The following is a 20,143-nucleotide window of genomic DNA, read 5'->3' as shown; positions in this document are numbered from 1 at the left end:
TCCACCGACAGTCAATTGAAAGCGCCCCTACACCCTGCTGTCAAATCGGTTCCAGATAATGCGCGCAGCCGGGCGATACCGCGAGGTTCGCGCGCCGGCCCTCCCGCCCCCGGTTCCCACACGCGACCAACGACGAATGAGAGAGAACATCGCATGAAGAAGCACGCCTGGATTCGCTACACGCCGATCGCCCTCGCGGCCGCGCTCGGCCTGACCGCCTGCGGCGGCGACGACGTCACGCAGCAGGGTCTGTCGGCCGTCAAGAACGTCGTCGTGATTTACGCGGAAAACCGCAGCTTCGACAACCTGTACGGCAACTTCCCGGGCGCGAACGGCCTGCAGAACGCGACGGCCGCGAACTCGGTGCAGAAGGATCGCGACGGCTCGACGATGGCGACGCTGCCGAAGATCTGGGGCGGCCTGACCGCGACCGGCATCACGCCGGCGGTGACCGAGGCGATGACGGCGAACCTGCCGAACGCGCCGTTCGCGATCGACGACCCGAAAGGCTTCAACCAGTCGATGAGCATCGCGACGCGCGACATCGTGCACCGCTTCTACCAGGACCAGATGCAGATCAACGGCGGCAAGAACGACATGTACGCCGCATGGACCGACGCGGGCGGCCTGACGATGGGCCACTACACGGCCGATCCGTCGAAGCTGCCGCTGTGGAAGATCGCGCAGCAGTACGTGCTGGCCGACAACTTCTTCATGGGCGCGTTCGGCGGCTCGTTCCTGAACCACCAGTACCTGATCTGCGCGTGCGCACCGTACTACCCGAACGCCGACAAGAGCCCGGCGGCCGGCAAGATCGCCGTGCTCAATGCCGACGGCAAATCGCTGAAGGTGGCGACGAACTCGCCGGCCTCCGCGCTGAGCGGCCCGCCGAAGTTCGTCAACGACGGCGCGCTCACGCCCGACTTCTACGGCATCAACACGATGCAGCCGGCGTATCAGCCGAGCGGCAACAAGGCGGCCGCGGGCGGCGACCCGCTGCTCGCCGACCCGGCCAATCCGTCGACGATGCCGCCGCAGACGGCGACGAACATCGGCGACCTGATGACCAACGCGGGCGTGTCGTGGGCGTGGTATGCGGGCGCATGGGGCCAGGCGCTGCAGGCGAGCCAGAACGGCACGTCGAACGTGATCTACGGCGCCGACCTGTCGACGCCGAACTTCCAGCCGCACCACCAGCCGTTCAACTACTTCGCGAACCAGGCGCCGGGCACCGCGAGCCGCGCGCAGCACCTGCTCGACGGCGGTGCGAACGGCGCCGAGTTCATCAAGGCGATCGATGCGGGCACGCTGCCGCAGGTCACGTTCTACAAGCCGCAAGGCAACCTGAACGAACACCCGGGCTACACGGACGTCACGTCCGGCGACCAGCACATCGCCGACGTGATCGCGCACCTGCAGGCCAGCCCGCAATGGAAGAACATGGTCGTGATCGTCACGTACGACGAAAACGGCGGCTTCTGGGATCATGCGACGCCGCCGAACGCCGACCGCTGGGGCCCGGGCACGCGCATTCCGGCGCTGATCGTGTCGCCGTTCGCGAAGAAGGGCTTCGTCGATCATACGCAGTACGACACGGGCTCGATCCTGCGCTTCATCACGCGCCGCTTCTCGCTGCCGCGCCTCGCGGGCCTGCAGCAACGCGACGACGCGCTGAAGGCGAACGGCGCGCAGCCGATGGGCGACCTGACGAACGCGCTCGCGCTGTCGCCGAACCTGTAATCGCATCGCGTCCACCGCGAACGGGGCCGGTCGCACGGCCGGCCCGGACCCCGGACGAACGAAGGGCAGCCCCGCGGGGCTGCCCTTTTTCATGCCGCGTGCGGGTTGCCGCGCGCCGCCGTCACCACCCGTACTTCAGCTCGACACCGACGTAATCCGCGTTGAGCCCGCCCGCCTGCCGGATCGCGTCGCCGACCTGGAAGTGCACGGCCTCGACCGCACCGATCAGGTTCGCGGCGATCGTCCAGTCCGCGCGCAACTGCACGTACATGCCCGTCCACAGGCCGCCCTTGCCTGCCGTGCCCGGCACGGGGATGTTCGGCTGCTGATAGACGGCGTCGCCGGTCGTCTCGCGCCACTGGAAGCCCAGCGCGCCGAGCAGCGACAGGTTCGCCGCCGGTTTCAGCGTCACGGACGGCTTCACGTGGATCAGGTTCGCGTAACTTGTATAGCCGGCCAGCGTGAAGTAATAGCCGTTCGGAAACAGCGGATTGAACGTGCCGACGCGGCCGTCGCGCGGATGCCGGTCGCCCGATGCCGCATCGACCTGCAGCGCGATGCGCGGCGACCACGGCGCGTCGAGCCTGTAGCCGGCGATCGATCCGACGGCCCACGCGCCGATCGTGGCATTGCCGACCGTGCCGGTCTGCAGCATCGTTTCGAGATCCCAATCGAAGCGGCCGCGCGTGCCCGCGTAGCGAACGTCCCACACGTCGCGATGCTCGGGGCCGCTCGCATCGAGGAACCGCGCATTGCGGCGGTTGTAGCGCGACCAGTAGCCGGACAGGTCGCCCGGCCCGACCGATTGCCGCTCGAAGCGCACGCCGCTGAACGTGAGATCGCGATTCGACACGTCGTCGAAATCGGACGCGTTGCGGTTCTGCACCGGCTGCGTTGCATAGCCGATGAAGCGCCACTTCCCGTATTCGTAGTCGGCCCACACCGCATCGAACGCGAGCCGCACGTTCGGGCCGTCGCGCGCGGCGATGAAGCGCTGCAGATCGAACGCCATCTCCTGCCGGCCGACGCGAAACTTGACCGTGCCGCCGCCGAGCGCGCCCGTGTAGGTCGCGAATGCCTGTTCGAGATCGAGCGGATTCCTGTCGACGGGCGACGCCGTGTTCTTGCCGAACGCGCGCGCGTCCTGCAATTGCACGAAGAACTGCCAGTGCGGGCCGAGATGCGCATCGGCATGCACTTCGACGCGCTGGATCACGTACGTATCCGATTGCGCGGAGCCGATGCCGAACAGCGGCGCGTCGTTGGTCTCGAGCCGCTCGCGCAGGTTCACGCCGAGCGACAGATAGGACTGCGGATCGTTGCCGAGCGGGAGGTACTTCAACCCGTCGAGCGGCTTGCGCGGCACGCACGGATTCGCGAGCACCGACCAGTCTTCCTGCCAGCGGTTGAACAGGACGGTCGGGCGTTTGACGGTGCACGTCGATGCAGGCGTCGACGCCGACGACGTAGTCGAGGTCGACGCGGCTGCCGTTTCCGCAACCGCATCGGCGCCCGCGAACAGCAGCCCGGCGACGATCGACAACCGCGCGGCCCGCTCGACGCGTCGGCTGCAGGACCGCGTTCGCCTCCGCTCGATCATGCGCGCTCCGGGGTGGTCGTACCGGCCGCCTGCGACGCACACAGCGCAAGCACGGCCAGCGCACCCACGGGCGCGAGCAACGCCAGAAACCCGACGTAGCGGAACCCGAGCGCACCGCCCGCCGCACCCAGCGCGAACGCGACGATCGCCGGCAGCATCTTCGCGAAGCGCGCGCGCGCCGTTGCCCGCGCACCGTCGGCCGTGCGGGCGGACAGCATGTCGACGACGTCGAGGATCGCCTGGGTGACGTTGCCGGTCATCACCGTGTTCGGCACGCCGCCCGCGCGCGCGATCACGCGCGGATGCGCGTTCTGCACGCCCATCGCGAACGTGCCGACGATGCCGGCCACGAGCGCCGGCAGGCTGTCGGGCTGCGTGACGGGCGTCGCCCACACGCCGGCCGCGCAGAAGCCGAGCAGCAGCACGGCCTGCACCGTGTGCAGCACGCGCATGCCGTGCCACGCGGGCCGCGCGGCCATCGACCGCGCGATCAGGCTCGCCGCGATCACGCCGCACACGAACGCCGGAAACACGCTGAGCTTCAGCACGACGCCCTGGCCGAAGCCCGCGATGCCCGCGCCGATCAGCACGAAGTTGCCGGTCACGTGCGCGGTGAACAGCCCGAACAGCGCGACGAAGCTCAGCGTGTCGACGAAGCCGGCCACCGCGGCAAGGATCGTGTCCTCGTGCTTCATCGCGCCGCGCTCGCGTGAATCTCGGCGACGTAGCCGCCCGGGAACTGCACGAGCGCCGCGTCGCGCCCGTCCGACTTGAACGGCGGCACGAGCACCGTCACGCCCGCGGCTTCGGCCTGCTTCAGCGTCGCGGCGAGATCGGGCACTTCGTAGCCGGTCATCTCGCGCCCGAACGGGTACGGCAGGTGGCCGTCCGTCACCAGCACGGTCATCTTGCCGAAGCCCGACTCGATGCGAATGCGGCGGTACGTATCGTCCGGCCGGCCGATTTCGATGCCCGGCGCCTTCGGGTCGTCGGACACCACCTTGCCTTTCGAGAACTTGACGAAATCGTGCACGAACTTGCGCACGCTTTGCGGCGACACGTACACGCGATTCTCGGGAATGGTCTGCAATGCATCGTAGTGCGGCGCCTGCGTGTGCCAGTACAACTGCATGTTCACGCCGCCCGCCCACGTGATGATCGCGTCGCGGCCGATCGGGTCGGGGAACGTGTCGACGATCACGTCGGCGCCGTGCTCGCGCGCCGACTTCACCGCGACGTCCATGTCGGTGACGAGATAGCCGGTGCGCTCCTCGCAGAACGGATACGGGATCGGCGTCTTGAAACCGAACACCGAGATCGTGCCGACCGGCGTCAGCACGAGCTGCGACATCGTCTGGCTCGGCGTCGGCGTGACCTGGAACACGCCCTCCTTCGACTTCTTGCCGCCGAACGTCGCGACGAAACTGTCGGTGAAGCGGTCGAAGTCTTCGGGGGCGACGCACACGTGCGTCGTGTCGTACTGCGGACCGACGGCCACCGTGGGTGTGACTGCCGGCGGCACCGGCGGTTTCGCGAACGCCGTCGGCGCGCCGGCAAGACCGCCCGCGAACATCGCGGCGAGCAGCAGGGAACGAATGGATTTCATCAAAGGATTTCCTGATTGTTGCATCGTCATCGAATGGAACGGCCATCATCGGCCGATTGCCGCGCATCGTCGAGCACCGTCGCGAGCACGAGTGCCGCGATCAGCCCGAGATGCTCGAAAAAGCTGTTGAGCGCCATGAAACGCTCGGCGCCCGTCCGGTTCCAGAAATCGTTCGCCACGAACATCGCGACGAGCGTCAGCATACCGAGGCTGCCGGCGCCGAGCCACGTGAAACGGCGAAATACCACGCACAGCGAGCCGGCGATCTCGACCGCGATCGCGAGCGCCGCCCACAGCGCGGCCGGCCGCAGGCCGAAATGCGCCTGCTCCGCAACCGCGCCGTGAAAGTCGAGCGCCTTCGCTGCGCCGCCGAGCAGGTAAGCGGACACCAGTGCGAGCCGCACGAGCGGCGGCACCCACGGCTGCGCGAGCAGCGCGCGGACCCATGCCGGGTTGCCGGCGCCGCCGCGATGGATCGGGGCCGCCATATCAGACCGCCCAGCACGAACAGCCGAACGCGCCCCAGAAACCCTTCGCGTCCGACGTCGGCAACGCGTTCGCCCATGCGCTCGCGTGCGCATGCTGGTGAACGTTGCATTCGTTCGCGCAGCCGCACATCGCGGCGGCCGCCGCGCGCTGCAACGGCGCGCCGGCGCGCTGCGTCGCGCCCCAGCCGCCATAGCCGCCGAACTCGCGCACCGGCGACCAGTCCGGCATCGCCGGCGGGATCGGCGCGTCGTGCGACGCGAACGGCCCCGCGCCCCACACGATCTTCCCGTCGACCACCGTCAGCAACGCGGTCGTGCCGGCGATATCGTCTTCCGCGCACGCGAAGAAATCGCGATCGGGGACCATCAGGTCGGCAAGCTGTCCCACCGCGATGCGCCCTTTCTTGCCTTCCTCGTTCGAGAACCACGTCACGTACTCGGTCCACATCCGCAGCGCGGTTTCGCGATCGAGCAGGTTGCGCTGCGGATACAGGCGCATGCCGCCGACCGTCTTGCCCGTCACGAGCCATGCAAGCGATACCCACGGGTTGTACGATGCGACGCGCGTCGCGTCGGTGCCGGCCGACACCTTGAGCCCCTTGCCGAGCATCTTCGCGACAGGCGGCGTCGCCTCGGCGGCCTGCGCGCCGTAGCGCTCCACGAAGTATTCGCCCTGGTACGCCATCCGGTGCTGCACCGCGATGCCGCCGCCGAGCGCGGCGATCCGGTCCATCGATTTCTCGGAGATGGTTTCCGCATGATCGAAGAACCAGTTCAGCCCGTCGAGCGGGATGTCTTCGTTGACCTTCTCGAACACGTCCAGCGCGCGGCTGATCGTTTCGTCATAGGTCGCGTGCATGCGCCACGGCCAGCGGTTTTCCGCGAGCACGCGCACGACGCCTTCGAGATCGTCCTCCATCTGCGCGGGCAAATCCGGCCGCGCGACGCGGAAATCCTCGAAGTCGGCCGCGGAAAACGCCAGCATCTCGCCGGCGCCGTTATTGCGGAAGTAGTCGGTGCCGTCGTGGTACTTGACGCTCTTCGTCCAGTTCACGAAGTCTTCCTTCTCCGCGTTCGGCTTCTGCGTGAACAGGTTGTACGCGATCCGGATCGTCATCTCGCCCGCGTCGTGCAGCTTGCGGATCACTTCGTAATCGTCGGGATAATTCTGCGAGCCGCCGCCCGCGTCGATCACGCCCGTCACGCCGAGCCGGTTCAACTCGCGCATGAAATGGCGCGTCGAGTTGTACTGATACTCGAACGGCAGCTTCGGCCCCTTCGCGAGCGTCGCGTAGAGGATCGTCGCGTTCGGGTTCGCGAGCAGCAGGCCGCTCGGATTGCCCGCGGCATCGCGCAGGATCGTGCCGCCCGGCGGCTCCGGCGTGTCCTTCGTATAGCCGACCACGCGCAGCGCGGCCGCATTCAGCAACGCGCGGTCGTACAGGTGCAGGATGAACACGGGCGTGTCCGGTGCAACGGCGTTGAGCTCATCGATCGTCGGCAGCCGTTTCTCGACGAACTGATGTTCGGTGAAGCCGCCGACGACGCGCACCCATTGCGGCGCGGGCGTCACGGCGACCTGGCGCTTGAGCATCTCCATCGCGACCGCGAGCGACGGCACGCCGTCCCAGCGCAGCTCCATGTTGTAGTTCAGGCCGCCACGAATCACGTGGCAGTGGTTGTCGATCAGGCCCGGCAGCACGCCGCGGCCGCCGAGATCGACGACCTTCGTCGCGCGGCCCGCGAGCGGCATGACGTCCGCGTCGCTGCCGACGGCGACGAAGCGGCCGGCGGCAATCGCGACGGCCGTCGCGACGGGGTTCGCGCGGTCGAGCGTCGTGATGCGCCCGTTGTGCAGGATGAGATCGGGTTGAGTATCGGTTGCGCTCATGATTTTGTCCTCGATGCGGTCAGAAGCCGAGCCAGTGACGAACCGGCGCGATGGCCTGCGCGCCGACCAGCATGCCGGCGAGGCCCACCAGCGCGATCAGCGGCGGTGCCGGCGAGCGCACCCTGATCACGCTGTACACGACGCCGATCAGCACGCCGGCGCTCAGTGAAAGTAGATAAGATTCCATAACGATTTTTCTCCCGGCCGGATTAGAATGACCCGCATCGCATCGGCCGCATGCTTCGCCGCCCTCGCATCCCCTTCGCTTTCCCGTCATCCCGTCCGACCATGCAACACCTTCCTGATCTCGAAGCCTGGGCCATCTTCGCGCGCGTCGCGGAGACCGGTTCGTTCGCAAAAGCCGCGGAAACGCTCGGCGTATCGCAACCCACCGTATCGAAAGCGATCGCACGCCTCGAAAAGCGCCTCGGCGCGATGCTGCTGTACCGCACGTCGCGCAGGCTGTCGCTCACGCCGACCGGCGAACTGCTGCGCGACCGCGCGATCCGGCTGCTCGCCGATGCGGAACTGATCGAAAACGAAGCATCCGCGCAGGCGCTCGAGCCGCATGGCCTCGTGCGCGTGAATGCGCCGATGTCGTTCGGGCTGCGCCACCTGTCGCCGGTGCTGCCCGCGTTTCTCGAGCGCTATCCGCGCGTCGACATCGATCTCGTGCTGACCGACCACATCGTCGACATCGTGTCCGGCGGCTTCGACGTCGCGATCCGCATCGCCGAGCTCAGCGATTCGACGCTGCGCTCGCGCCGCCTCTGCGCGGTGCGCCGGCCGCTCGTCGCGTCGCCCGCGTATCTCGACCGGCGCGGCCGTCCCACGCATCCGCGCGACATCGAACAGCACGTATGCCTGACGTACACGAACCTGCCGACGCCCGAGCACTGGCGCTTCCGTCATCCGGCATCGGGCGAGGATTTCGGTGTGAACGTGCACGGCCGCATTCGCACGAACAACGCGGACGTGATCCTCCCCGCGCTCGTCGGCGGTCATGGTCTCGCGCTGCAGCCCGAGTTCCTGGTATGGGACGAATTGCAGCGCGGCGAGCTCGAGGAAGTGATGAGCGACTGGAAGATCGCGGACATCAACGTGAACCTCGTCACGCCGCCCGGCATGCTGCGCGCCGCACGCGTGACGGTACTGCTCGATTTCCTCGCCGACCATTTCTCGCACGCGCCGTGGGCGCTGCCCGCCGCCTGAACGCGCGACGGCCGACGGCCGGCAATCGCCGCATCCCGTGCGGCGATCGCGGCCGGCGGCCCGTTACTTCGCCGGCACCGGCGGAATCGACTCGTGCGGCGTCGCGGTGCGCTGCGGCGCCTTGTGGAGCATCGTGTACGCGTAGTCCACGCCCATCCCGTATGCGCCAGAATGCTCCTTCGCGATCGCCATCACCGCGTCGTAGCTGTCGCGGCGCGCCCAGTCGCGCTGCCATTCGAGCAGCACCTGCTGCCACGTGACCGGCACCACGCCGGCCTGCACCATGCGCTGCATCGCGATATCGTGCGCGGCCTGCGACGTGCCGCCCGATGCATCGGCGACCATATAGATCTCGTAGTCGCCTTCGAGCATCGCGCACAGCGCGAACGTCGTATTGCAGACTTCGGTCCACAGCCCCGACACGACCACCTTCTTGCGGCCGTTCGCGGCCAGCGCGTCGCGCACCTTCTGGTCGTCCCACGAGTTCATCGACGTGCGTTCGAGCGTCTTCTGGTTCGGGAACACGTCGAGCAGCTCGGGATAGGTGTGGCCCGAGAAGCTCTCGCTTTCGACCGTCGTGATCGTGGTCGGGATGTTGAAGACCTTCGCGGCCTTCGCGAGCCCGACGACGTTGTTCTTCAGCGTCTGCCGATCGATCGACTGCACGCCGAAGGCCATCTGCGGCTGCTGGTCGATGAAGATCAGCTGGCTGTTCTGCGGCGTCAGTACTTCAAGCTTCGGGTTGCTCATGGCGGATGGGTCCTGTGAACGGAAAAAGGGGGGCCTGCCTCGACCGTGACAACGGGAGGAGCCCGGAATGCATCGGCGCCGGATCGTCGTCATCCGGACCCGAACATTTAAGCCGCAAACGCGCGGCACGAACACCCAAGGAATGGAATCGATCCGATTCCCGAATGGATGGCCGTTCCGGGCCGCCCGCCCTTTTTTTCTTCACGCAAACCCGATACGCTCTCAAGACTTTGACGGCGCCGCTCCGGCGCCGCTCGGCCCTCACGAGGCGCACCCCATGAAACCGTATGTCCTCTCGCTGCTCGCCGGCATCCTCGCCGGCGTCATCTACGGCGCGATCGGCGTGAATTCGCCCGCGCCGCCGATCATCGCGCTTCTCGGCCTGCTCGGCATGCTGGCCGGCGAACAGATCCTGCCCGTCGCGCGCCGGATGCTGTCCGGCCATCGGCTGAACACCGCATGGCGCGACGCGCAGTGCAGCCAGCACATGTTCGGCGCGCTGCCGGGCGGCGCCGCGAACGACCGCAAGCCTTCTTGATCCACCCCATCGCCGCCGGCCGCGCATGACCAACGTCGAGCTGTTCCATTACCTGTTGCTGTTGATCTGCGGCGCGGGCGCGCTCACGTGGCTCGCCGAACGCGTGTCGATTCCGCCGGCCGTCGTGCTGCTGCTCGGCGGCTGCGCGGTCGCCGTCGCCGGCAAGCGCGTGCCCGACATGGACCCGGCGCTGCTGCTCGCGGCCGTGCTGCCGCCGCTCCTGATGTCGAGCGGGTTCTACACCGCCTGGAAGGAATTCCGGCAGGAGCTCGCATCGATCGCGTCGCTCGCGCTCGGGGCCGTGGCCTTCACGACCGTCGCGGTCGCGCTCGCCGTGCATGCGGCGAATCCCGCACTGCCGTGGGCCGCGTGCTTCACGCTCGGCGCGATCGTGTCGCCGCCCGACGCGGTCGCCGCGAAGGCGATCCTGCAGCGCCACCCGCTGCCCGCGCGGCTCGTCGCGGTGCTCGAAGGCGAAAGCCTCGTCAACGACGCGTCGGGCCTGCTGCTGTACCAGATGGCCGTATCGGCCGCGCTCGCCGTGTCGATCACGGCGGCGAGCGCCACCGGCCTGTTCTTCTCGCTCACGCTGATCGGCATCGCGGTCGGCCTCGCGTGCGGCCACGCGATGTGCTGGGTGCTGCCGCGCCTGCGCGACCCGATGCTCGGCATCGTCGTGACCTTCGCGATGGCATGGGGCAGCTACGGAATCGCGGAAGCGGTCGCCGGCTCGGGCGTGCTGTCGGTCGTCACCTGCGGCCTCGTGCTCGGCGTGCGCCAGCATCGCGTGTTCGACGCCGACATGCGGATCAAGGCGAAGGCGACGTGGGAAGCGATCGTGTTCGTGCTCGACGCGCTCGTGTTCATCCTGATCGGCCTCGCGCTGCACGCGATCCTCGCGGGCGTGAACCACGAAGGCGCTGTGCTGATGGCCGGCCTGCGGGTCGCGCTGCCGGCGACGGCCGCCGCGATCGGCGCGCGCATGATGTGGGTGTTCGTCGCGATGTGGCTGCCGGGCCGCCTGCGCGCGCGGCGCGCGGGCCACGCGGCGTGGTCGTGGCGCGAAGCGGTCGTGCTCGGCTGGTCGGGCATGCGCGGCGTCGTGAGCCTCGCGGCCGCGATCGCGCTGCCGGCCAATTTCCCCGGCCGCGACCTGATCCTGTTCAGCACGTTCCTGCTGATCATCGCGACGCTCGTCGTGCAGGGCGGCACGCTCGCGCCGCTGATCCGCGTGCTGAAGCTGCGCCCGGCCGCGCGCCGCACGATGTCCGAGCACGCGGTGCGCGCGCACACGTTCGGCGCGGCGCTCGCCGAACTCGATGCGCGCGAGCAGCGCGGCGCCGGCCTCGAACGTGCATCGCTGGACCGGCTGCTGACCGAATACCGCAACCGCGTCGCGTTCAACGAACGCGCACACCGCGACGGCGCGGCGCCCGCCGACGTGCGCGCGCGGATGCTGCGCGTCGAGCTGGAGCTGGTCGGCGTGTCGCGCGACGCGCTGCTCGACCTGCATCGCGACGGCCGGGTCGACGACGCGGTGCTGCACCGCATAGAATCGGAGCTGGATTTCGAGGAGCTGCGGCTGCAGCGCCTGCTCGAACCGTAACGTCCGGCCCGCGGCATGCCCGGCCGGCCCGGCCCCTTTCCCCACCTGGAATTGCAATGAGCGAACTCACCGTCGAAGCGAGCATCGGCCCGGTCGATTACCTCGTCCACTTCACCGACGGCGTCCACCAGTGGCGCGCCGACGAACCCGCGTCGCTCGGCGGCGGCGATACGGCGCCGACGCCCGTCGCGCTGCTGCTGTCGAGCCTTGGCGCGTGCACCGCGATCACGCTGAAGATGTATGCGCAACGAAAAGGCTGGCCGCTCGACGAAGTGCACGTGAAGCTCGCGCACGAATCGGGCAGCGCGGGCAGCACGATCGTGCGCCGCATCACGCTCGACGGCGAGCTGACCGACGAACAGCGCGAACGCCTGCTGCAGATCGCGAATGCATGCCCGGTGCACAAGATCCTCACGCACCCGATCGCGATCGACACGGCGATCGCTTGAGTATTCCCGCCCCCGTCACGAGATTCCCGTCATGTCCGCCTCGATCAAGACCCTGCTCACGCCGCGCGAAAGCGACATCGGCAACCTCGTCGTGCGCCGCGTGCTGCCCGCGCGCGCCGCGCGCCTCGTCGGCCCGTTCATCTTCTTCGACGAGATGGGCCCGGCCGTGCTGCCGGCCGGCCACGGCATCGACGTGCTCCCGCATCCGCACATCGGGCTCGCGACCGTCACCTACCTGTTCGACGGCTCGCTGATGCATCACGACAGCCTTGGCTTCCGGCAGAAGATCGTGCCGGGCGACGTGAACTGGATGACCGCCGGCCGCGGCATCGTGCATTCGGAACGCTCGCCCGACGAGGATCGGCCGCGCGAGCAGCCGGTGCACGGAATCCAGACCTGGGTCGCGCTGCCGGTCGAGCATGAAGACACCGCGCCCGCGTTCGTTCACCATGCGGCCGACACGCTGCCGTCGTTCACGCGCGACGGCGTGACCGTGCGCGTGATCGCGGGCACCGCGTTCGGGCTCGTGTCGCCGGTCGCCGTATTCTCGCCGACGCTCTATGCGGTTGCGGAGTTCGCGTCAGGCGGCACGCTCGCGCTCGACGCCGAACATGAGGAACGCGGCGTGTATCTGGTCGACGGCGACCTGTCGATCGACGGCACGCCGCTCAACGCCGCGACGATGGCCGTGCTCGAACCGGGCGCGACCGTGGCGCTCGCGAGCGCGCACGGCGCACGCGTGATGTTGCTCGGCGGTGCGCACCTGCCGGGCGAGCGATTCATCGAATGGAATTTCGTGTCGAGCGAACGCGCGAAGATCGACGCGGCGCGGGCCGCGTGGGCCGATCAGACCTTCGGCAAGGTGCCGGGCGAAGAAAACGAATGGACGCGGCAGCCGGAACGCAAAGCGCAGTAGGCAGCCTGCCCCGACAAGGCGACGACGGCCGGCCATCATGCCGGCCGTCGCGCGTTTACCGCTTCAGCCCCATCAGCTTCGCGAGCACCGGCCAGCGATCGAGTGACGCGTCGAACGCGCGGCGCGCCTGCTCGTCGACGTAGCGCTCGGGATCGAGCGCGGGCAGATGCCGCGCGAGACCGATCACGTCGTTCGGTTGCGACAGGCGATCGTCGTCGCCTTCGCCGGTAATCGTCACTGTTCGTCGATCCATACGCCATCCGGAGTTTTCACCGCGTAACCCGCGGCCGTCTGCATCGTCACCGTGCCCTCGTTCTCGCCGATCATCCGCGTGCGCGGCAAATCGGCCGCGTATTGCGCAAGCGTCGCGCCCGGCTTGAACGGGCTGTTCGACACGAGGTTCGACAGCAACTGCGCGAGCGCGAGGAAGCTGGTCGGCTGCTCGATCACGGTCGTCGCGCCGTGGTTGCCGGCGAAGCCGACGAGCCGCACACCGACCGGCCCGTGCACGATGCGCGGCGTCGGAATCTCGCGCAGCCCCGCGATCTGGTTCTTGTCGCCGCGCAACGCGGCGCCGTGCTCGGGCACGAACACGATCACCGCGCGGCGGCCCGATTGCGCGATCAGGTCGGCGAGACGGTCGAAGTCGGTCATCAGTTTCGTCGCGCGCTGCGGATACGAGTCGATGCTCGTCAGCGCGCTGCCGACGACGCGGTTGCCGTCGTGCAGGCTGATCGTGTTGTAGTACAGCGCGACCGGCCCCGGCACCGACGCGCGCTGCGCGTACCAGTTCGCGAGCGTCGCATAGTCGTCCTTGATCCCCGAGCCGTCGAACGCGTGCATCGCGACGGGCGCGGCCGCGTTCGAGATCATCGGCGCATCGGCCACGCCGATGTTGTCGTGGATCACCTGCAGGAAGTTGTCGAAATGGCCGTCGTGGTTCAGCAGCGACTGCACCGTGTAGCCGGCGCCCGCCAGTTGCGAGAACAGGTGGCACTGCTGCGGCGCGGGTTTGTACAGGTCCGCATGCGCCTCCTGCCCGCAGCTCGCGCGCAGCACGCGGATCGCCGCCGGGCCGCTGTAGCTCGCGGCCGTGCTGAAGTTCGTGAACAGGTAGTCGAAGTGGCTCAGCATCGGATGGTTGCGCACCTTCGCCGCATCGAGGTCGTCCCACGACAGCGAGCAGACGTGCAGCACGATCACGTCGAACTGCGCGGCCGGGTCGCTGCCGAGATGACCGAACGCGACCTGGCGCTGCGATTCCTGCGCGCGGAACGTCGCGAGCGCCGCGTTGTGATCCTCGGGCGCGTCGACGCGCGTGGCGCCCGCCGCGTTCGCCTGCGGCTGGGCCGGCGCGACGACGCGCGCCATCAGCCCGCTGCCGGCCTGCCACAACGGCATGACAACGAGCACGGCCACCACGAACGTCGCGACGCGCAGCCAGCGATTGACGATGAAATAGACGATCAGCACGCCGACGATCGTCAGCGCGAGCACGGGCGGCAACAGGCGCGGCAGCAGCTCCATCCAGTAGTCGAGCCGGAACGTGCTGACTTCGCGCGCGGCCTCCGCGAGACGGGCGAGCGGCGGCGCATGCAGCTCGCGCGCGAGCAGCGGCACCGCGATCGCGATCGCCACGACCTGCCGGACGATGCGCCATGCGCGCGACCGGATCGGCGCGCTCGCCACCAGCGCCACCGCGAACGCGAGGTTCGCGAGCCAGAACGGCTGCAGGCGCCCGGTCGCGAACAGCGCGAACTTCAGGATGAAATACAGATTCCAGAACGTCATCTAACCCACTCCATGATGCGCGCCGCGTCAGTCGCGCGCGCGATCGAGTTTCGGCGCGAGCATGGCCTGCACGCCGCGCGCCGCACCCTTCCACATTCGTACGTAACCGTCCAACCCGATCCGCAGCACTTCCTTGAGCCCGCCGAGCGGCGTGTCGGGCCGCGCGCCTTCGTGCCAGTCGAGCCACGCATCCGCGCGGCCGAACGTGCATTGCACGAGCTGACGCTCCTGTTCGAGCGTCAGCGCCTCGAAGCTCACGCCGACGTGGGTCGGCGTCACACGGGTCACGCGCACCGGGAACGGGAACGCGCGGTCGCCGCGCGTCACGCACACCGTCAGCGTGTCGCCGACCGCGAGCGGCAGCCCCGGCACGGCTTCAAGACCGAGGCCGCCGGTCGAGTAGTCGCTCGTGAAGCACGCGGCGGTCGAGCCGTCGGCGAGCAGCAGCATCGCGGGCACGCGCATCGCGATCCGGTGCGTGACGCGCACCTGCTTCGTCTCGCGCGCGACGGCCAGCGCCGCGCCGAGCATCGCGAGGTTGTACACGGTCCAGCCGAGCGTGATCAGGATCGTCGACGCCTCGTCGCCCTGGTCGGCCACGAGCCGCCACAGGCCGGCGACGATCGCGAGCACGTTCAGCGCGAACAGCACGAGATACGGCTTCGACGTCGACCAGTCGACGTAGCCTTCGTCGATCTTGCCGCCCTTGTCGGTCACGTTGAACTTGCCGTGCTTCGGGCTGAAGAACGCGACGGTGGTCGGCAGCGCGATGTACCACGCGAGCACCGATTCGTAGACCTCGGCCCAGAACGAATGCCGGTAGCGCCCCTGCATCCGCGAGTTCGCGATGTTCGCGAGCACGAGGTACGGGATCACGTAGCTCGCGAGCGCGAGCGACGACGCGTTGATGAAGTACAGGTGGAAGAACAGGTACGCGAGCGGGATCGTCAGGAATACCAGGCGCGGAATCCCGTAGAAGAAGTGCAGCATCGCGTTGCCGTAGCAGATCCGCTGGATGAAGCCGAGCCCGCGCCCGAGGAACGGGTTGTCGATGCGGAAGATCTGCGCCATCCCGCGCGCCCAGCGCGTGCGCTGCTTCACGTGGCCGGCGAGGCTTTCGGTCGCGAGGCCGGCCGCCTGCACGGTCGGCAGGTACGCCGACGTATAGCCGCGCCGATGCAGCTTGAGCGCCGTGTGCGCATCCTCGGTCACGGTTTCGACCGCGACGCCGCCGACCTCCTCCAGCGCGCTGCGCTTGAGCACCGCGCACGATCCGCAGAAGAACGTCGCGTTCCACAGGTCGTTGCCCGACTGCACGAGGCCGTAGAACAGGTTGCCCTCGTTCGGCACCTCGCGGAACGTGCCGAGGTTGCGCTCGAACGGATCGGGCGAGAAGAAATGGTGCGGCGTCTGCACGAGCGCGCACTTCGGGTCGCGCAGGAACACGCCCATCGTCGTCTGCAGGAACGAGCGCGTCGGCACGTGATCGCAGTCGAAGATCGCGATGTACTCGCCGTGCGTCTTCGGCAACGCGCGGTTGATGTTGCCGGCCTTCGCGTGGAGATTGTCGTCGCGCGTCAGGTAGTCGATGCCGGCCTCGGCCGCGAATGCCGCGAATTCCGGGCGCCGGCCGTCGTCGAGCAGGTACACGCGCAGCTTCGCGGCGGGCCAGTCGATGCTCTGCGCGGCGAACACGGTCGGCTTCACGACCGACAGCGGTTCGTTGTAGGTCGGGATATAGACGTCGACGCTCGGCCAGGTGTCCGGATCGTCGGGCAGCGGCACGATCGGCCGGTCGAGCGGCCATGCGGTCTGCACGAAGCCGAGCAGCAGGATCATCCACGTATAGGCTTCGGCGCCATACAGCAGGTAGCCGGCGACGGCCTCGATCGGGCTGCGGAAATCGAGCGTCTGCGTCGTGCGCCACCATACGTAGCGCACGGCCGCGAGCAGCGCGAGCGACGCGAGCGCGAGGGTCGGCAGATGGCCCGGCAGGCGGCGCAGCGCGAGCGCGAGCACCGCGACGATCGCGAAGAACGCGAACTGCGCGCAGGGCATCAGCGGCGACATCCCGGCCGCGGCCCACAGCACCGCGCCGGCCACGAGCAGCAGCGGCGCGAGCCAGCGGCGCCGGCCGACGCCGTTCGCGCGCGCATCGAGCCAGCCGCCCCAGCGCGCCCACGGCAGACGTTCGAGCATCGCGTTGATGCGCCGGCCGACCGCGCGCCCGGCCACGTAGACGGGCACCACGAACCTGTCGAACCACGCGAGCGGATCGCGCGCGGGCCGGCCGTCGGCCGCGCGCGGCGCGCGCACGACCGCGCGCCACAGCCATTCGCGCACGCTGAGCGGCTGCAGCACGCCCCAGTCGTGCGCGAGCTGCAGGAACGCGACGCGCACCCAGCGGCGCACATGATCGGGCCGCCCGGCCGGCGGCGCGTGGAAGAACAGCCGCACGAACCAGTCCAGCCGCGTGCGTTGCGCCGGCAGCCCGATGCCGCGCGCGCACCAGTCGGCCGCTCGACGGCCGAGCGCGCGCAGTCGCGACGCGAACGCGGCCTTCATCGCATGGCTCCCGCGCGGCCGGCGACGACCGCCTTCAGCCACGTATCGACCCAGTTCGCGACGCCGTTCAGGTCGTGCGACGCCTGCGAATACGGCGCGTCGTCGAAGATCCAGCTGCCGCGCGCGAGCGCTTCGGGCACGGCCGCGTCGACGTGAATGCGCTGCTCGAGCATCGACGCCGGCCCCGCGACCGCGCGCAGCATCGCCAGCGCGTCGCGCTGCATGTCGCGCGCCGGGTTCAGCCGGTTCACGACGATCCGCAGGTCGCCGCCGCCGGCCCGCAGCGCGCCGAGCCGCGCGGCCGTCGTCGCGCAGGCGACCGGCTCCGGCGGCACGACGACGAGCGTCAGGTCCGCGCACCGGATCGCCTGCTCGGCCTGCGGCGACGGATAGCGGGCGGTGTCGATCAGCACGACGCCGTCGGCCGGCAGCGCGATCTCGTGGAGCGCGCGCGCGAGCCACGCCGGATCGGCCACGAGCCGCGCATCGCACGCGGCCGCGCCGGCCGCGTCGACCTGCCCGTACGGCACGAACAGCACGCCGTCGGCGTTGCCCCACGTATGCGTGTGCCACGGTTCGGCGCCGCCCAGCAGGCCGTGCGCGAGACCGTGTTCGGCCAGCGTATCGAGGCCGAGCGTCGCGCCCATCAGGTTCTGTGCATCGAATTCGACGGCGACGACCGGCCGGCCGCGGCGTGCGAGCAGCACCGCGAGCGCGGCGGCGAGCGTCGTGCGGCCCGCGCCGCCCGTCGTCGACGTGAGGGCGATCGTCTTCATCGTGCCGCCTTGCTGTCGCGCGTGCCGCACTGGTCGCCTTCATCGCCTTCGTCGCCGCCCGCGCCCGGCAGCAGGCGGCCGCGCAGCGCGACGGGCACGAGTTCGCACGGCACCGCGTCGCGCCGGTCGATGCCGCGCGGTGCATGAAAGCCGCGGCCGATGCCGAGGTGCTGCGCGACGATCCACACCGGCACCGCGATCACGATACCGACGATGAAGCCGATGACGAGTTCGGCGATCATGCGTCCTCCTGCTTGCGCAGCGGCATCGCGCTGCGAATGGCGCCGCGCGCACGCACGACGGGAATGACGGGGTCCGGCGCCGCGGCGTCGGCGGCAGCGGGCGCGGACGCCTGCGGCACGCCGATCGCGTCGAGCGCGACGACGGTATCGATCGCATCGATCGCGTCGCTCACCTCGCTCGCGTCGGGCAATGCCGCGCCGGGCGCGACGGGCGTGGCCGCTGCGCGCGCGGCGCCCGGCGGCCGCGCCGCCGCGAACAGGTCGCTGTAATCGGCGATCGGCGCGCGCCGGTTCTCGGCCTTCAGCGCGTCGAGCTCGGTGTCGATGCTGCCCTGCCCGAGGCACACGACGCGGTCGGACAGCGTATCGACCGGCACGTCGAAGATCCGCGCGAGCGCGTCTTCGGCATCAACCGGCTCGCACGCGAACAGGAACACGAACAGGTGCCCGGCATCGGCCGTCACGACGTCGCCCGCGCGACGCGGCCGGCAATGCCGCAACGCGTCGACGTGCGACACGCCCGGCAGCAGCGTGAGCTTCGCGAGCGTATGCGGCAGCGCGAGCACCGCGCCGCGATCGAGCACCGCGCGAATCCGCTGGCAGAACGCGCCGACCGGCAGGTAGCCGAGCACCGAATCGCCGAGCGCGGCCGCGAGCGCCGCGCGATAGTCGGCCGCGACGGGACGCGCGTAGAGCTGGCCGTGCAGCGCGTGCACGGCGGCCTGCATCCGCGACACGGGCAGGTCGCGCGCGACGACGCGGTTCGCGCCGACGCTCAGCACGAGCATCTCGAACTGCTGGCGCAGCACCTCGCCGCGCTCGACGACCGCGATCTTCAGCGCGCCGCCGCACTGCCGGCGCAACGTATGCACGTCCGCGCACAGCGCTTCGAGCTGCGCATGCGAGCGGAACACCAGCACCGCGGTCGCGGCCTGTGCGTTCGCGCACGCGGCGACGACGGCCGCGTTGTCGTCGACGATCTCCCAGCCGTCCGGCACGCGGCTCGCGCCGTCGAGCACCGCGCGGCTGACCACCACGCGATCCTCGTCGCTCGCGAGCTTCATCCGGTGCGCCGGTTCGGTCGCGCCGCCATCGACGCTGGCGGTCAACCGGCCGCCGGGCGCGAAACGCAGCGGCCGCACCTCGCCGGCCGCGAGCGTGTCGCCCGCGCGCCAGAAATCGACGACCCACAGCAATTCGCCGTGCGTGCGCTGCAACTGCGCGACACCCGAGCAGATTCCGTGGAAGGCGCTGCGCGGCGCGCGCTGCGCATCGCGCACGAGCGGCGCATCGTCGGCACGCGTGTCGCCGCCTGCCCGGGCCGCTTCCGGGTCGAGCAGCAGCACGAGCGCGATCCGGCGGGTGCGGCACCAGCCGGCCAGCGCGTGCGCTTCCTCCGCGAGCGCGACCGGATCGTCCCAGCTGAACCAGCGCTGCGCGCCTTCGACGAAATACAGCGACCGGGCATGCAGCCCGTAGCGCTTCATCGCGCGCAAGCCGCCCGTCAGCCGCGCGAACGGGCCGGGCGCCGCGCGGCCCGACGCGCTGCCGGCCACGCCGGCATCGGCGCCGGCGCCGGCGTCGGCCGACTCGGCCGCCGGCGGCATCGCCAGCACGTTCAGGTTGCGCGGCCAGCCGGCCGGCTGCGCGCCGCCCGCGAAGCCGAGCGATGCCATCTGCGCGGCGACGCTCGACGGATCGCGCGCCAGCACGATCGTGACGTCGCGTGTGCGCGCCTGCCGCGCGCTTTCCCACACGAGCGCGTCGCACCCCGGCGTGCCGCCGGCCGCGTAGATCGCGTAAAGGCCGCCGGCGTCCAGTTGCGTCCAGGCGTCGGGCAGGCCGTCGATCGCGAGCCGGCTCGATGCGCCGGCACGGCCGCCCGCCGGCCCCATGCGCAACAGCGCGCGCACGCGATCGACCAGGCCGGTGGCGCCGGGCGCGAGGCGGGTAGCATCGAATTCCGTAGTCAC

Annotated in this window: 19 protein-coding genes; 6 read left to right on the top strand and 13 right to left on the bottom strand. The window is 69.6% G+C overall.

Annotated features, from left to right (window positions below):
- Positions 1 to 153: 153 nt before the first annotated feature.
- The gene (locus tag CFB52_RS06970) at positions 154 to 1,740 is read left to right on the top strand and encodes an acid phosphatase (RefSeq protein WP_059575951.1); all 1,587 of its coding nucleotides are present in this window, start codon (positions 154 to 156) and stop codon (positions 1,738 to 1,740) included.
- A 121-nt stretch (positions 1,741 to 1,861) separates the two neighbouring features.
- On the opposite strand, the gene CFB52_RS06965 is transcribed toward CFB52_RS06970, so the two are convergent.
- Genes CFB52_RS06965 through CFB52_RS06940 form a run of 6 tightly spaced genes read right to left on the bottom strand, consistent with a single transcriptional unit; the run spans position 1,862 to position 7,512 of the window.
- Positions 1,862 to 3,340: an alginate export family protein gene (locus CFB52_RS06965; protein WP_059575953.1), complete on the bottom strand. Its 1,479-nt coding sequence runs from the start codon at positions 3,338 to 3,340 to the stop codon at positions 1,862 to 1,864.
- On the bottom strand, positions 3,337 to 4,035 hold the full coding sequence (locus CFB52_RS06960; protein ID WP_059575955.1) for a YoaK family protein: 699 nt from the start codon (positions 4,033 to 4,035) through the stop codon (positions 3,337 to 3,339). Before CFB52_RS06960 ends, CFB52_RS06965 begins: the two co-directional genes overlap by 4 nt.
- The gene (locus CFB52_RS06955; RefSeq protein WP_099316307.1) at positions 4,032 to 4,946 is read right to left on the bottom strand and encodes a VOC family protein; all 915 of its coding nucleotides are present in this window, start codon (positions 4,944 to 4,946) and stop codon (positions 4,032 to 4,034) included. The genes CFB52_RS06960 and CFB52_RS06955 overlap by 4 nt, the downstream gene beginning before the upstream one ends.
- Positions 4,947 to 4,972: 26 nt before the next feature.
- The gene (locus CFB52_RS06950) at positions 4,973 to 5,434 is read right to left on the bottom strand and encodes a DoxX family protein (protein WP_099316306.1); all 462 of its coding nucleotides are present in this window, start codon (positions 5,432 to 5,434) and stop codon (positions 4,973 to 4,975) included.
- A gap of 1 nt (position 5,435) precedes the next feature.
- Positions 5,436 to 7,325, bottom strand: coding sequence for an amidohydrolase (locus tag CFB52_RS06945; RefSeq protein ID WP_099316305.1), 1,890 nt, complete (start codon positions 7,323 to 7,325; stop codon positions 5,436 to 5,438).
- Positions 7,326 to 7,344: 19 nt separating this feature from the next.
- On the bottom strand, positions 7,345 to 7,512 hold the full coding sequence (locus CFB52_RS06940; protein ID WP_059573780.1) for a DUF1427 family protein: 168 nt from the start codon (positions 7,510 to 7,512) through the stop codon (positions 7,345 to 7,347).
- Between the two features lie 101 nt (positions 7,513 to 7,613).
- Here CFB52_RS06940 and CFB52_RS06935 point away from each other — a divergent pair, with 101 nt between their 5' ends.
- Positions 7,614 to 8,537, top strand: a complete 924-nt coding sequence (locus CFB52_RS06935; protein WP_059573781.1) for a LysR family transcriptional regulator — start codon at positions 7,614 to 7,616, stop codon at positions 8,535 to 8,537.
- Between the two features lie 63 nt (positions 8,538 to 8,600).
- On the opposite strand, the gene CFB52_RS06930 is transcribed toward CFB52_RS06935, so the two are convergent.
- A complete protein-coding gene (locus tag CFB52_RS06930; RefSeq protein WP_059573782.1) occupies positions 8,601 to 9,287 on the bottom strand; it encodes a hydrolase in 687 nt (228 codons plus the stop codon).
- Positions 9,288 to 9,564: 277 nt separating this feature from the next.
- On the opposite strand from CFB52_RS06930, the gene CFB52_RS06925 reads away from it, so the two are divergent.
- The 4 genes from CFB52_RS06925 to CFB52_RS06910 are packed head-to-tail and all read left to right on the top strand — an operon-like array spanning position 9,565 to position 12,796.
- Positions 9,565 to 9,825, top strand: coding sequence for a DUF1427 family protein (locus CFB52_RS06925; protein WP_059573783.1), 261 nt, complete (start codon positions 9,565 to 9,567; stop codon positions 9,823 to 9,825).
- 25 nt (positions 9,826 to 9,850) lie between these two features.
- A complete protein-coding gene (locus CFB52_RS06920; RefSeq protein WP_099316304.1) occupies positions 9,851 to 11,431 on the top strand; it encodes a sodium:proton antiporter in 1,581 nt (526 codons plus the stop codon).
- Between the two features lie 56 nt (positions 11,432 to 11,487).
- Positions 11,488 to 11,880 carry an OsmC family protein gene (locus tag CFB52_RS06915; protein WP_059573785.1) on the top strand — a complete coding sequence of 131 codons (393 nt, stop codon included), beginning with the start codon at positions 11,488 to 11,490 and terminating at the stop codon, positions 11,878 to 11,880.
- A gap of 31 nt (positions 11,881 to 11,911) precedes the next feature.
- A complete protein-coding gene (locus CFB52_RS06910) occupies positions 11,912 to 12,796 on the top strand; it encodes a pirin family protein (RefSeq protein ID WP_099316303.1) in 885 nt (294 codons plus the stop codon).
- Positions 12,797 to 12,851: 55 nt separating this feature from the next.
- Here the strand turns inward: CFB52_RS06910 and CFB52_RS06905 are convergent, their stop codons facing one another.
- Genes CFB52_RS06905 through bcsE form a run of 6 tightly spaced genes read right to left on the bottom strand, consistent with a single transcriptional unit; the run spans position 12,852 to position 20,143 of the window.
- Positions 12,852 to 13,049, bottom strand: coding sequence for a hypothetical protein (locus CFB52_RS06905; protein WP_059573787.1), 198 nt, complete (start codon positions 13,047 to 13,049; stop codon positions 12,852 to 12,854).
- Positions 13,031 to 14,587 (bottom strand): cellulose biosynthesis protein BcsG, encoded by a 1,557-nt coding sequence (gene bcsG / locus CFB52_RS06900; protein ID WP_059573788.1) that lies wholly within the window; start codon positions 14,585 to 14,587, stop codon positions 13,031 to 13,033. The genes CFB52_RS06905 and bcsG overlap by 19 nt, the downstream gene beginning before the upstream one ends.
- A gap of 27 nt (positions 14,588 to 14,614) precedes the next feature.
- On the bottom strand, positions 14,615 to 17,152 hold the full coding sequence (bcsA, locus tag CFB52_RS06895) for a UDP-forming cellulose synthase catalytic subunit (RefSeq protein WP_099316302.1): 2,538 nt from the start codon (positions 17,150 to 17,152) through the stop codon (positions 14,615 to 14,617).
- Positions 17,149 to 17,928 carry a cellulose biosynthesis protein BcsQ gene (gene bcsQ, locus CFB52_RS06890; protein WP_059573790.1) on the bottom strand — a complete coding sequence of 260 codons (780 nt, stop codon included), beginning with the start codon at positions 17,926 to 17,928 and terminating at the stop codon, positions 17,149 to 17,151. The genes bcsA and bcsQ overlap by 4 nt, the downstream gene beginning before the upstream one ends.
- On the bottom strand, positions 17,925 to 18,170 hold the full coding sequence (locus CFB52_RS06885) for a hypothetical protein (RefSeq protein WP_059573791.1): 246 nt from the start codon (positions 18,168 to 18,170) through the stop codon (positions 17,925 to 17,927). Before CFB52_RS06885 ends, bcsQ begins: the two co-directional genes overlap by 4 nt.
- The gene (bcsE, locus tag CFB52_RS06880) at positions 18,167 to 20,143 is read right to left on the bottom strand and encodes a cellulose biosynthesis protein BcsE (protein ID WP_099316301.1); all 1,977 of its coding nucleotides are present in this window, start codon (positions 20,141 to 20,143) and stop codon (positions 18,167 to 18,169) included. Before bcsE ends, CFB52_RS06885 begins: the two co-directional genes overlap by 4 nt.

This window comes from Burkholderia sp. AU18528, assembly GCF_002223215.2.
In the GTDB taxonomy this organism is placed as follows: Bacteria; Pseudomonadota; Gammaproteobacteria; order Burkholderiales; family Burkholderiaceae; genus Burkholderia; species Burkholderia semiarida.
The sequence above is the reverse complement of the archived record's forward strand: the minus strand, read 5'-3'. Positions and strand labels throughout refer to the sequence as shown.

Bases quoted from the DNA above. Each gene is read 5' to 3' on its own strand.
- CFB52_RS06915 (WP_059573785.1), top strand. From the start codon at position 11,488: ATGAGCGAACTCACCGTCGAAGCGAGCATCGGCCCGGTCGATTACCTC.
- CFB52_RS06945 (WP_099316305.1), bottom strand. From the start codon at position 7,325: ATGAGCGCAACCGATACTCAACCCGATCTCATCCTGCACAACGGGCGC.
- CFB52_RS06950 (WP_099316306.1), bottom strand. From the start codon at position 5,434: ATGGCGGCCCCGATCCATCGCGGCGGCGCCGGCAACCCGGCATGGGTC.
- bcsG (WP_059573788.1), bottom strand. From the start codon at position 14,587: ATGACGTTCTGGAATCTGTATTTCATCCTGAAGTTCGCGCTGTTCGCG.
- bcsA (WP_099316302.1), bottom strand. From the start codon at position 17,152: ATGAAGGCCGCGTTCGCGTCGCGACTGCGCGCGCTCGGCCGTCGAGCG.
- CFB52_RS06930 (WP_059573782.1), bottom strand. From the start codon at position 9,287: ATGAGCAACCCGAAGCTTGAAGTACTGACGCCGCAGAACAGCCAGCTG.
- CFB52_RS06970 (WP_059575951.1), top strand. From the start codon at position 154: ATGAAGAAGCACGCCTGGATTCGCTACACGCCGATCGCCCTCGCGGCC.
- CFB52_RS06885 (WP_059573791.1), bottom strand. From the start codon at position 18,170: ATGATCGCCGAACTCGTCATCGGCTTCATCGTCGGTATCGTGATCGCG.
- CFB52_RS06905 (WP_059573787.1), bottom strand. From the start codon at position 13,049: ATGGATCGACGAACAGTGACGATTACCGGCGAAGGCGACGACGATCGC.
- CFB52_RS06920 (WP_099316304.1), top strand. From the start codon at position 9,851: ATGACCAACGTCGAGCTGTTCCATTACCTGTTGCTGTTGATCTGCGGC.
- CFB52_RS06925 (WP_059573783.1), top strand. From the start codon at position 9,565: ATGAAACCGTATGTCCTCTCGCTGCTCGCCGGCATCCTCGCCGGCGTC.
- CFB52_RS06955 (WP_099316307.1), bottom strand. From the start codon at position 4,946: ATGAAATCCATTCGTTCCCTGCTGCTCGCCGCGATGTTCGCGGGCGGT.
- CFB52_RS06960 (WP_059575955.1), bottom strand. From the start codon at position 4,035: ATGAAGCACGAGGACACGATCCTTGCCGCGGTGGCCGGCTTCGTCGAC.
- bcsQ (WP_059573790.1), bottom strand. From the start codon at position 17,928: ATGAAGACGATCGCCCTCACGTCGACGACGGGCGGCGCGGGCCGCACG.
- CFB52_RS06910 (WP_099316303.1), top strand. From the start codon at position 11,912: ATGTCCGCCTCGATCAAGACCCTGCTCACGCCGCGCGAAAGCGACATC.
- CFB52_RS06935 (WP_059573781.1), top strand. From the start codon at position 7,614: ATGCAACACCTTCCTGATCTCGAAGCCTGGGCCATCTTCGCGCGCGTC.
- CFB52_RS06940 (WP_059573780.1), bottom strand. From the start codon at position 7,512: ATGGAATCTTATCTACTTTCACTGAGCGCCGGCGTGCTGATCGGCGTC.
- CFB52_RS06965 (WP_059575953.1), bottom strand. From the start codon at position 3,340: ATGATCGAGCGGAGGCGAACGCGGTCCTGCAGCCGACGCGTCGAGCGG.